The following is an 11,550-nucleotide window of genomic DNA, read 5'->3' as shown; positions in this document are numbered from 1 at the left end:
GATTCCCCCCGGAACGCGTTTACGGATGCACCAGCGTTTGCCCGATCTCGCGCGGATGTCCCAGCAGGCTCGGCCGACCGGGCGAACGCGCGGCCCGGCCCGAGCCCGCGCCGACTACTCCGGCGCGGGGGTCCGACCGGCCGAGGCCCGGAGGCCCGTCACGGCGCGCAGAGGTCGGCCACCGTGTCGATCGCCTCTTCGAGGCCGCGCGGCCGGAGCGTGCCCGGGAGGGGCGGGCCGGACCAGCCCGGTCCCGCGACGAGCACCGCGGGACGCGTGCGTGCGCCCCGTATCCCCCAGCCGATGGAGCCGATGTGCTGGGCGAGCGGGCGGCTGGCCGTCGTCCGGGACTGGCTCCACAGCACGACGGCCGCGGGTCCGGTACGACGTACCGCTTCCTCCAGCGCCTCGGCGGGTACCGCCCCGCCGAACATCCGCACCAGGACGCCCCTTTCGCCCAGACCCGCGGCGAGCGCTTCGAGCGGCAGGGTGTGCGTCTCCCCCGGTACGCAGGCCAGCAGCGCGGGGGCGACCCGGGCGGGTCGCCCGGCCGGCGCGACCGCGAGCCTGCGCAGGGCCGTCGAGATGTGCCAGGACATCAGGTGTTCGACCTCGATGTACCGCTCGCCGGAGCTCTCCCATTTACGTCCCACCGCCCGCAGCGCCGGCATGATGACGGAGTCCCAGGCGGTGACGAGGCCGTGTTCCGCGATCGCGGCGGCCAGCAGGTCGTCGATCGAGTCCGCGTCGAGCCGGACGGCCGCGCGGGCCAGCCCCCGGCACTCCTGGCGGACGTCGCCGAGAGGCAGCCCCGTGCGTGAGCCGGGTCCGCGCCGCGGCGGCCGGTCCGCGCCCGGTGGAGGATCCGGGCGTACCGGCGCGGCGCGCTCCGCGGACCGGGCGGGCTCCGCGGCGTCGGCGCCCGCGAGAGCCGCGCGGGCCGCCTCGGCGGGAGGCACCCCGGAGCTGGTGAGCCGGCACATCCGTTCCAGGACGGCGATGTCCTCGGGCGTCCAGCGCCGGTGCCTGCCGCCTTGGTGGGCGGCGGGCCCGATCCCGTAGCGCCGGTCCCAGGAGCGCAGGGTCGTGGGCGAGATGCCCAGCGCCCTGGCCACGGCCCCGGTGCTCAGCCCCGCGGCGAGGCCGACCGGCGACGATACGGCCGGGGGGACCCGGGAGTCACTCACTTCCTCACCATACGGCTCGGATCTTCGCCATACGACGCAGAACCGATGCATGTTGCCGGGCTGTGGCGGTTCGGAAACGCTGTGCCGACCGCAGCGCAGCCGGCCGCGTCCCGGCCGACGGGAGGAGCGACGCCCATGGTGCCCACCACCGCACAGAGCCCGGCCCCGTCCCGCGCCTCGGAGCGGTCGCCTGCCGATGAGGCCCCGGACGCAGAGGAGTTGGCAGCCGGCCTGGTGCGTGGGGACGAGCGCAGCTTCGCCGCCGTCTACCATCTGTGGAGCCCGCTGGTCCACACGCTGGCCCTGCGCGCGCTGCGGGACCCCCGGGAGGCCGAGGACGTGACCCAGCAGGTTTTCCTCGCCGCCTGGCGCGGACGCCTTGGCTACCGGCCGGAGCGGGGACCGCTCGTCGGCTGGCTGGTGGGCATCACCCGGCGCAAAACGGCCGACGCCCTCTCGGCCCGCACTCGGCAGGGCGACCTCACCGCCGCGGCGTCGGCCGCCTGGCACGGCGCACCGGCGGTCCGTGGTCCCGGCCCGGAGGCGGCCCTGGACCGGGTCCTGGTGACCCAGGCGATGCGGGAGCTGCCCGGCATCCAGCGCGACATGCTGTGTCTGGCCTTCTACGCCGATCTCACGCACGCGCAGATCGCCGAGCGGACCGGCGTCCCCCTGGGCACGGTCAAGAGCCATGTGAGGCGAGGCCTGCACCGGCTGCGGCGCTGCCTCGACGGGCAGGCCGACGTACAGGCATGACCTGCCCGAGCAGGCGGGGTCGGGGCAGCCACGAGTGCGACCGGGCAGTCCGGGCAGTCCGGGCAGTCCGGGCAGTCCGGGCAGTCCGGGGAGACGAACGACGCGCAATCGGCGCAAGCTGCGAAAACGGGGCAGTGGGGCGACTGTGGAGAGGGCGGTGTATCGCACACGCGCCGCCGGGGGCACCACCCAGGAGGCAGTCATGCGGCTCAAGGACGAACTGCCGGTCGATCACCGGCTGGCCATGGTCTACCGGGCGGGCGCCGCACTGTGCGGGGTCATCCTGATCGTCTTCGGAAGCCTGGGCTTCGCCGACCGGCTCGGCTTCTTCGACACCACCGGCTCCCGGGTCGCCGGCCTGTCCACCAACGGTCTGCTGAGCCTGATCTCAATCGTCGTGGGGCTCGTGCTCATCGGCGGCGCCGTCGCCGGCGGCAACACCGCGTCGAACGTGAACATGGCGGTGGGCGCGCTGTTCGTCCTGAGTGGATTCGTCCACCTCTTCATCCTCGACCGCCCCGCGAACATCCTCGACTTCAGCATGTCCAATGTCGTTTTCAGTTTCGTCATGGGCCTGCTGATCATGACGTTCGGCATGTACGGCCGGGTCACGGGCGGCCTCCCGCACGACAACCCGTACTGGCGTCTTCGCCACCCCGACCGGGCCGCGCGCGAGGATTCCGCGCGCCGCGCCGGACCTGTCGCCACCCGGGGCCCGCGCCCCGTGTCCGCCACCCCGGCCGGGGCTGCCCCGGCGCGCATCCAGCAGGGGCCCTCGGACGGTAGGGGTAGGCGCAGGACGACCTGATGGCCCGGCCGAGATCCAAGGCGGACGGTGGTGGAAGTTCACCTTGATCACACCCAATTGGCCGAGCTGGCACTGGCTCGCGAGACCCCCGAGGAGCCGTACGCCGAGACCACGCACCTGCTGAGGTGCGCGCACTGCCGAACGGAACTCGACGCGCTGCGGCGGGTCGTGGAGGCGGTGCGCGCCGCCTCCCCCGCGTTGCCGCTCGTCCCGCCTCCCGAGCACATCTGGGACGCGGTCGCCGAGGACGTGTCGCGGGAGACCTGAGGCACGAGAGGCGACGGAGTCAGGAGCGCCGTACGGGCGACCGTCGCACTGGGCCGACCGGGTCACACCCCGCGTCTCCGCGCCGCAGCGGGGTATGCGTGCTTCGACGGGGCCCGACCGAGGGGAGGCGACCATGAGTACCGAGGCCAAACTGATCCTGACGGCCGTGGCCGTAGTAGTGGTCGCGACGCTGGTGCTCACCGCGGTGCTGCTGGTCCGGCTGGTACGGGCGAAGCGGCACCTGCGGCAGGCGGGCGTGCCCGTGGGGAACAAGCTCGCCTTCTGGGGTGCGCTGCTCTACACGATCAGCCCGATCGACCTGCTACCCGACCCCATTCTCCTCGACGACATCGGCGTACTGCTCGTGGCACTGCACTCGCTGCGTGCCGCGGCCGAGGCGGCGGCGGGCCGGGGCGGTCAACCGCTCGCGGCGGGCCTGCCGCCGGTGGAGCACGCGGGGCAACGACGGTAGAGGTCGGTGACGACCGAGGTGGCCTGCTGCCCCGCACTTCGTTCCACGACGAGGTGCGGGGCAGCAGGCGACTGATCGGCCGGACACCCCCTAGATGAGCCCGAGCCGCTCCAACGGGAACGGCGGGCGGGCCAGCGGACCGACCGCGAGCCTGGTGAGCGGCAGGACGTTGTCGTCGCCCGCCGTGCGGTTGGCGTGGAGCACGCCGCAGCCGGCGCAACGGTGGACGAGTATCCATTCACCGTCACCGCGCACGGAGATGGCGAGGGGCTCCATCCGGGCACCGCAGTCGGCCGCGCGGTCGCCCGGGGTGTCGTCGAGGTGACGGCTCCACAGGCAGTTCGGGCAGTGATTGCGGTGGGTGGTGCCTGCGGCGGCCATCGATACGTCGAGACCGCAGTTGAGGCAACGGAAGGACTCGGCGCGCGCCTCGGTGCGCGCCCGTCTGGAGGTGTTGCGGGTAGTGGTGTCACGAGTGGCGTTGTCGCGTGTGCTGGTGCGACGAGTGGTGGCGTTACGGGACATCGTGAGAACGACTCCTGAAGAGATGCGTGGAGGAACGTGGCCGTAGCTGAACGCCGTCTCGCATCAAGGGAGTTGGTACCGGTACGGCGAAGCCGTCAGGGCGTCGCCTGTGCGGAGGACCTGCCTCGATCGCGAGAGCGGTTCCGCGGGGCCCGTGTCATACAGCACCACCCATCTTCTTCAGGTCGGGACGACTCAATGAAAGCGGCGCACCGGCACGGCGGCAACCGATTATTTCCACGCGGGCGAGCGCGGCAGGATCGACGGGCTCGCGAGCCGCACCAGTTCGAGAGCCTGCGAGCTGAACCAGTCGCCGGCCTTCGGGGCGGCCGTGTCCCGCTCGGGGTCCTCGGGGCCGCTCGTACCGCGTAGGCACAGGCCGTCCGACTCCCCCGGTGTCTTGATCCACAACCTGGCGTCGTGCAGCGGGTCCTTGGTCGCCGTACTGGGGCGGGCGCCGAGCCCCCGTCCCGGCGGGTTGCACCAGTCCTGCGGGTCGAGGTACTTGCCCGCCGGCGGAGTCCACGGGCCGCGCCCATTGCGACTGCTGTCGGTGATGAAGTGCTTCAGGTGGTCCGGGGTGGTGTGCGGCTGCTTGTCGAGCCAGGTCAGGGCGCGGGCGCGCGGCCATCGCTGCTCGGCGCAGGCCGTGGCATTGCCGCCCCTCCCGACATGGGCGAGGCAGGCCGAAATGAGCCTGCCGTACCAGGCGTTGGCGCTGTCGGTGCCGAAGTTGGACACGTTGACGCTGAAGCCCGCGGCCCCCTCGATGCCGCCCTTGACCAGGCGGGGCACGATGCTGCTCACCGCGTGCCAGGCCGGGTGGCCGATGTCGAGGTACACCTTGGCGTGCGCCAGGCGCCCGAGAACGGTGACGGCATGACCGAGGTCGGCGTAGCGCGCCTCGGTCCTGGCGGCGACGGCCTTCGGGCAGTCGGCGGGCAACAGGGCGAGCGCGTCGGGTTCAAGGACGACCAGCGCGGGAGCCGGGCCAATACCCCGGGCGACTGCGGCGATCCAGTCCCGGTACCGGGGGCTGTCTTGAGCGCCGCCCGCCGAGTACTGGGCGCAGTCACGGCCGGGGATGTTGTAGAGCACCAGGGCGGGCAGCGCCCGCCGTCGGACGGCGTCCTGGACGACCCGGCGCGTTTCGCGCTCGGCCGCCGCCGGATCGCCGCTCGGCAGCCAGACGGCCTGCGGAGCTTGGACCATGGCCAGGATCCCGGCGGCTTCGCGCGCCTGTCCGGCGCCGGTCAGCGCGGCAGCCTGGCGGTACGCCGCGGGGTTGGCCGCCGGGGTGTAGAGCTTGGTGGCCGCGGGGGTGGTGACCGGATCCTGGACCGCGGCGGGGGTGGTGGCCGCGGCGGGAGAGCCGAGGAGCAGCGTCGAGGTGAGGGCGAGCGGGAGACCCACCGGGAGGAGCCTGCCGAAGATCCACCCGCTGAGCCGCGAGGCGGTCGATGAGGTGGCCGGTGAGCCGATCGCCGGGTTTGTCGATGTGCTTGGCGGTGTGCTGGGCGGCGCATTCGTCGGTGTGCTGTGCACGCGGTCGCTCCGTGGTCGCGAGGGAGTGGTGGGAGCGCCCCCACGGTGTACACGTTCCCCATCAGGTCGCGTGGCGCAGGCCGCCCTGGCGAGGCACCACGGTGCGTATGAGAAGGAAGAGGCCCGCGCCGACGGCGTACCAGAACAGGTCCGGTGCGTTGAAGGTCGAGCCGAGGACCAGCCGGGCGATGACGCTGTGCTGTGACAACTCGGCCGGTACGCCGGTGAGTTGGCCCAGCTCGATCAGCCAGCTGAGGCCGAGACCGACAGCGGCGGCCACCCGGCGCGTCCCGGCCACGGGCGCGATCAGGACGACAAGCGTGCACAGGAGGACGGTGTAGAGCACGTCCCCCGCGTACTTGGCGAGGTCTCCGTCCGCGACCGCCCTGATGCCGAGCCCGGCGCAGAGCGTCACGGCGGCGGCCCCGGCCGCGGCGAGGCGGGTGCGGCGGGCCTCGATCGTCACGGTCACGGCGGTCACGGTCGCCACTTTAGGTCCTGCGCCCGTCGGACCGGCGGGCCGACGCATCGGGCCCGTCGTGTTCGGACCTGCGGGCGGCTGCCCCGGGGCCCGCCGCCTCGGCCGTCCGGCACCAGGCAGCGGCCGTCAGGCGTCCGGCACCAGGCGCCCGGTATCAGACAGCGGTCGTCAGGCGACGGACCCTATCCGCCCCGCGGGCCGCTGCGGGCCCTCGTGGTGGATGGGGGTGTGCGCGCCGGTGAGGGAGACTCCGGTGCCACCGCGCCGGGCGGCGACGATCTCCGCCGCGATGGACAGGGCCGTCTCCTCCGGCGTACGGGCGCCGAGATCGAGGCCGATCGGCGAGCGCAGGCGGGTCAGTTCGAGCTCGGTGACGCCGACCTCGCGCAGCCGCTTGTTGCGGTCCTGGTGGGTGCGGCGGGAGCCCATCGCGCCGACGTAGGCGACGGGAAGCTTGAGGGCCAGTTCCAGGAGCGGGACGTCGAACTTGACGTCGTGGGTGAGTACGCACAGCACGGTACGGCTGTCGGTGGTGGTCGACTCCAGATAGCGGTGCGGCCAGTCGACGACGATCTCGTCGGCGTTGGGGAAGCGGGCCTCGGTCGCGAAGACGGGCCGGGCGTCGCACACGGTCACGTGGTAGTTCAGGAATTTGCCGACCCGCACCAGCGCGGCGGCGAAGTCGATGGCACCGAAGACGATCATGCGGGGGGCGGGCACGCTCGACTCGACCAGCAGGGTCAGCGGCCGGCCGCACAGCCTGCCGTCGGCGCCGATCTCCAGGGTCGCGGTCCGCCCGGCGTCCAGCATCGCGCGGGCCTCGTCGGCGACGGCGCGGTCCAGCTCCGGGTGCCCGCCGAAGCTGCCCTCGTACGCCCCTTCGGCCCGTACGAGCAGGGCGCGGCCCATGAGCTCGGCCGGTCCGTCGGTGATCCGTGCGACCGCCGCCGCCTCCCCTCCGGCGGCGGCGGACAGCGCGGCCGTGAACACCTCCCTCGCGGGAGAGTCCACGCGTACCGGGGTGACGAGTATGTCGATGACTCCGCCGCAGGTCAGACCCACAGCGAAGGCATCCTCATCGCTGTAGCCGAAGCGTTCGAGCACGGTCTCGCCGTCCTGGAGCGCCTGTTGGCACAGCTCGTAGACCGCGCCTTCCACACACCCGCCGGAGACCGACCCGATCGCCGCGCCGTCGCTGTCGACGGCCAGGGCGGCGCCGGGCTGCCGGGGCGAGCTTCCGTTCGTCGCCACGACTGTGGCGACGGCGAAGTCACGTCCCTGCTCGACCCACCGGTTGAGTTCTTCGGCGATGTCCAGCATGGCTGTCTCCTTACGGGGTGAGGAAGGGAGGCGGGTCGCTACTTGACGCCCAGCCAGCCCTCGATCGGATGGAGCGCGAAGTAGGCGAGGAAGACGACGGCCAGCACCCACATCAGCCAGCCCACCTCTCGCACCTTGCCCTGTGTGACCTTGATCAGCACGTGGGCGATGACGCCGGCCGCGATGCCCGCGGTGATGGAGTACGTGAACGGCATCAGCACGGTGGTCAGGAAGACCGGGATGGAGGTCGCCACGTCGTCCCAGTCGATGTGCTTGGCGTTGGTCAGCATCATCGCGCCGATGACGACCAGCGCGGCGGCGGCGACCTGCGTCGGGATGACCTGGGCGAGCGGGGTGAAGAAGAGGCAGAGCGTGAACGCGAGGCCGGTGATCACGCTGGCGAAGCCGGTGCGCGCACCGTCGCCGACGCCCGCCGTGGACTCGACGAACACCGTCTGGCCCGAGGCTCCGGCGAGGCCGCCGATCGCGCCGCCCGCACCATCGATGGCCAGGGCCTTGTTGAGGCCCGGCATCTTGCCGTTCTTGTCGGCGAGTCCGGCCTGCTGGCCGATGCCGATGATGGTGCCCATGGCGTCGAAGAACCCTGCCAGCACCAGGGTGAAGACGATCACGCCGACGGTGATGCCGCCCACGTTGCCGATGCCGTCGAAGGAGACCTTGCCGAAGAGGCCGAAGTCGGGGCTGCTGACGATGGAGCCGGTGATCTCGGGGGCGTTCAGACCGCCCCAGGCCTTCTTGTCGAGGCCCGCGAACTGGTGGACCAGCGCCGCGAACACCGTGCCGCCGACGATCCCGATGAGGATCGCGCCGGGCACCTTGCGCACCTGGAGGAGGAAGATCAGCACGACGGTGAAGGCGAAGCACAGCACCGGCCAGCCGGTCAGCATGTCGGCGGTACCGAGCTGGATCGGCTTGGCGCCGGCGATGCCGCCGTCGCCGGGCATGGAGGTCACGAAGCCGGCCTGCACCAGACCGATGAGGCAGACGAAGAGGCCGATGCCCATGGTGATGGCGTGCTTGAGCGCCAGCGGGATGGCGTTCATGATCAGTTCACGCAGACCGGTGACGACCAGCAGGATGATCACGAGGCCGTAGATGACGCACATGGCCATCGCGTTGCCCCAGGTCATTTCCGGGGCGACCTGGAAGGCCATGACGGCCGAGACGCTCAGTCCCGCCGCGAGGGCCAGCGGCACATTGCCGATGAAGCCCATCACGAGGGTGGTCGCGGCGGCGGCGAAGACCGTCGCGGTGGTGAGCTGGTCACCGTCGAGCCTGGCGCCGGTGGCGTCGGGCACCGAGAGGATGACCGGGTTGAGCAGGATGATGTAGGCCATCGCCATGAAGGTGGTGATGCCGCCGCGCACCTCGCGGGCGACCGTGGACCCTCTGTGCGTTATGTGGAAGTACCGGTCGAGCCAGGACCGGCCGGCGGGCTGGCGCGTTCCCGCGCCGGCTTCCTCCGCCGTCGTCTTCGGCTCTGTGGACTGCTGGGTCATGATGCCTGACTCCCAAGGTTCAAAGGGGCACCCGCGTGGAGACTGGAGATACGGGATTTGGGATGCTGCCGGTGGCTGCACGACCCGGGGGACGGCCCGAGACGAACGGGATGAGCGGTTACTGAGGGTTCTGTTCTGCGGTGCTCTGTGGCGCGGTGGTGCGTGTGGTGCCTGTGGTGCGAAGAACCGCGAGCGGTGCGGTACTTGTGGCCCCGGGCGGCGCAGGCGGCGGAAGTGTGACGTTCCTGGAGGCTTGGCGCCGCCCGGGGAGCTTGGGTGGACTCAGGTGCCCGTGAGGTGCTCGGGTCGTACCGGCGTCCTGTTGAGTTCCAGACCGGTCGCGTTCCGGATCGCCGCGAGGACGGCCGGGGTGGACGAGAGGGTCGGGGCCTCGCCGATGCCGCGCAGTCCGTACGGCGCGTTCTCATCGGCCAGTTCGAGTACGTCGACGGGGATCGTCGGCGTGTCGAGGATGGTGGGGATCAGGTAGTCCGTGAAGGAGGGGTTCTTCACCTTCGCGGTCACCGGGTCAACGATGATCTCCTCCATGACCGCGACGCCCAGGCCCTGGGTGGTGCCACCCTGGATCTGGCCGACGACGGACAGCGGGTTGAGCGCCTTGCCGACGTCCTGGGCGCAGGACAGCTCGATGACCTTGACCAGGCCGAGCTCGGTGTCCACCTCGACGACCGCGCGGTGCGCGGCGAACGAGTACTGGACATGGCCGTTGCCCTGGCCCGTACGCAGGTCGAAGGCCTCGGTGGGCCGGTGGCGCCACTCCAGCTCCAGGTCGACCGACTCGCCTTCGAGGACGTCGACCAGGTCGGCGAGGACTTCGCCGCCGTCGGTGACGACCTTGCCGCCTTCGAGCAGCAGCTCGGCGGTGGCCCAGGCGGGGTGGTACGAACCGAACTTGCCGCGGCCGATCTCCAGGACCTTCTCGCGGACGTTCTCGCAGGTGTTCTTCACCGCGCCGCCCGTGACGTACGTCTGACGGGACGCCGAGGTGGAGCCCGCCGAGCCGACCCGGGTGTCGGCCGGGTGGATGGTCACCTGGGTGACGCCGAGCTCGGTGCGGGCGATCTGCGCGTGAACGGTGACGCCGCCCTGGCCGACCTCCGCCATCGCGGTGTGCACGGTCGCGACCGGCTCGCCGTTGATGACCTCCATCCGCACCCGGGCGGTGGAGTAGTCATCGAAGCCCTCGGAGAAGCCGACGTTCTTGATGCCGACCGCATAGCCGACACCCCGTACGACACCTTCGCCGTGCGTGGTGTTGGACAGTCCGCCGGGCAGGGCGCGGACGTCCGCGTCCTCGCCGGCCGCGAGCCACTGCTGCTCGGGCGGCAGCGGCCTGGCCTTGATGCGGCGCAGCAGCTCGGCCACCGGGGCCGGGGAGTCGCACGGCTGCCCGGTCGGCAGCAGCGTGCCCTGCTCCATGGCGTTGAGCTGGCGGAACTCCACCGGGTCCATGTCCAGCTTCGCCGCGAGCTTGTCCATCTGCGCCTCGTAGGCGAAGCACGCCTGGACCGCGCCGAAGCCGCGCATGGCGCCGCAGGGCGGGTTGTTGGTGTAGAGCGCGAGGGCCTCGATGTCGACGTCCTCGATGACGTACGGGCCCACCGAGAGGGACGAGGCGTTGCCGACAACGGCCGGGGAGGCCGAGGCGTAGGCGCCACCGTCCAGCACGATCCGGCACTTCATGTGCGTGATCTTGCCGTCCTTGGTGGCCCCGTGCTCGTACCAGAGCTTCGCCGGGTGGCGGTGCACATGGCCGAAGAAGGACTCGAACCGGTTGTAGACGATCTTGACCGGCTTGCCGGTGCGCAGGGCCAGCAGGCTGGCGTGGATCTGCATCGACAGGTCCTCGCGGCCGCCGAAGGCGCCGCCGACGCCCGAGAGCGTCATGCGGACCTTGTCCTCGGGCAGGCCGAGGACGGGGGCGATCTGCTTGAGGTCCGAGTGCAGCCACTGGGTGGCGACGTAGAGGTCGACGCCGCCGTCCTCGCCGGGCACGGCGAGACCGGACTCCGGGCCGAGGAACGCCTGGTCCTGCATGCCGAAGACGTAATCGCCGGAGACGATGACGTCGGCGCGCTTGGCGGCCTCGTCGGCGTCGCCGCGCACGATCGGCTGGCGGTGCACGATGTTGGGGTGCGTGACGTGACCGATGTGGTGGTCGTCGCGGCCCTCGTGGATCAGGATCGCGTCGGGGGCGGTCGCGGCTGCCTCGTTGGTGATGACCGGCAGGTCGACGTACTCGATCTGGATCTTCGCGGCGGCGCGGCGCGCGGTTTCCGGGTGGTCGGCGGCGACGATCGCCACCGGCTCCCCGTGGTGGCGGACCTTGCCGTGGGCGAGAACGGGGGTGTCCTGGATCTCCAGGCCGTAGTTCTTCACCGCGGTGGGCAGGTCGTCGTACGTCAGCACGGCGTAGACGCCGGGCAGTGCCAGCGCCTCGGCCGTGTTGATCGACTTGATCTCCGCGTGGGCGACGGTGCTGCGCAGGGTGTGACCCCAGAGCATGTCCTCGTGCCACATGTCGGAGGAGTAGGCGAACTCGCCGGTGACCTTGAGGGTGCCGTCGGGGCGCAGCGTCGACTCGCCGATGCCGCCCTTGGTCTTGGAACCCTGGGTGATGTTGGTGGGTGTACCCGTGGTGGCCATCT

11 protein-coding genes are annotated in these 11,550 nt (G+C 71.5%); 4 read left to right on the top strand and 7 right to left on the bottom strand.

The window, feature by feature from the left end:
- Positions 1-158: 158 nt before the first annotated feature.
- Complete coding sequence (locus ACLLJJ_RS35465; RefSeq protein ID WP_434598769.1) at positions 159-1,187, bottom strand: MerR family transcriptional regulator; 1,029 nt, start codon at positions 1,185-1,187, stop codon at positions 159-161.
- 135 nt (positions 1,188-1,322) lie between these two features.
- Here ACLLJJ_RS35465 and ACLLJJ_RS35460 point away from each other — a divergent pair, with 135 nt between their 5' ends.
- The 4 genes from ACLLJJ_RS35460 (at position 1,323) to ACLLJJ_RS35445 (ending at position 3,490) form a co-directional block, all read left to right on the top strand.
- Positions 1,323-1,943, top strand: coding sequence for an RNA polymerase sigma factor (locus tag ACLLJJ_RS35460; protein WP_434598768.1), 621 nt, complete (start codon positions 1,323-1,325; stop codon positions 1,941-1,943).
- Between the two features lie 202 nt (positions 1,944-2,145).
- A complete protein-coding gene (locus tag ACLLJJ_RS35455; RefSeq protein WP_434600609.1) occupies positions 2,146-2,751 on the top strand; it encodes a DUF4383 domain-containing protein in 606 nt (201 codons plus the stop codon).
- Positions 2,752-2,781: 30 nt separating this feature from the next.
- Positions 2,782-3,018: a hypothetical protein gene (locus ACLLJJ_RS35450; protein WP_434598767.1), complete on the top strand. Its 237-nt coding sequence runs from the start codon at positions 2,782-2,784 to the stop codon at positions 3,016-3,018.
- A gap of 133 nt (positions 3,019-3,151) precedes the next feature.
- Positions 3,152-3,490: a YkvA family protein gene (locus ACLLJJ_RS35445; protein WP_434598766.1), complete on the top strand. Its 339-nt coding sequence runs from the start codon at positions 3,152-3,154 to the stop codon at positions 3,488-3,490.
- Between the two features lie 90 nt (positions 3,491-3,580).
- Here ACLLJJ_RS35445 and ACLLJJ_RS35440 read toward each other — a convergent pair whose 3' ends face one another.
- The 6 genes from ACLLJJ_RS35440 to ACLLJJ_RS35415 form a co-directional block, all read right to left on the bottom strand.
- Positions 3,581-4,015 carry an RNHCP domain-containing protein gene (locus ACLLJJ_RS35440; RefSeq protein WP_434598765.1) on the bottom strand — a complete coding sequence of 145 codons (435 nt, stop codon included), beginning with the start codon at positions 4,013-4,015 and terminating at the stop codon, positions 3,581-3,583.
- Positions 4,016-4,246: 231 nt separating this feature from the next.
- Positions 4,247-5,560 carry a glycoside hydrolase family 6 protein gene (locus ACLLJJ_RS35435; RefSeq protein WP_434598764.1) on the bottom strand — a complete coding sequence of 438 codons (1,314 nt, stop codon included), beginning with the start codon at positions 5,558-5,560 and terminating at the stop codon, positions 4,247-4,249.
- A 61-nt stretch (positions 5,561-5,621) separates the two neighbouring features.
- Positions 5,622-6,041 carry a DUF2809 domain-containing protein gene (locus ACLLJJ_RS35430; protein ID WP_434598763.1) on the bottom strand — a complete coding sequence of 140 codons (420 nt, stop codon included), beginning with the start codon at positions 6,039-6,041 and terminating at the stop codon, positions 5,622-5,624.
- 168 nt (positions 6,042-6,209) lie between these two features.
- Positions 6,210-7,361: an XdhC family protein gene (locus ACLLJJ_RS35425; protein WP_434598762.1), complete on the bottom strand. Its 1,152-nt coding sequence runs from the start codon at positions 7,359-7,361 to the stop codon at positions 6,210-6,212.
- A 38-nt stretch (positions 7,362-7,399) separates the two neighbouring features.
- On the bottom strand, positions 7,400-8,881 hold the full coding sequence (locus ACLLJJ_RS35420) for an NCS2 family permease (protein WP_434598761.1): 1,482 nt from the start codon (positions 8,879-8,881) through the stop codon (positions 7,400-7,402).
- A 282-nt stretch (positions 8,882-9,163) separates the two neighbouring features.
- On the bottom strand, positions 9,164-11,548 hold the full coding sequence (locus tag ACLLJJ_RS35415; protein ID WP_434598760.1) for a xanthine dehydrogenase family protein molybdopterin-binding subunit: 2,385 nt from the start codon (positions 11,546-11,548) through the stop codon (positions 9,164-9,166).
- Positions 11,549-11,550: the final 2 nt, after the last annotated feature.

The organism is Streptomyces sp. A5-4 (assembly GCF_051131715.1).
GTDB lineage: Bacteria > Actinomycetota > Actinomycetes > Streptomycetales > Streptomycetaceae > Streptomyces.
Note: the sequence above shows the minus strand (reverse complement) of the source record. Positions and strands in the feature narration are given on the sequence as shown.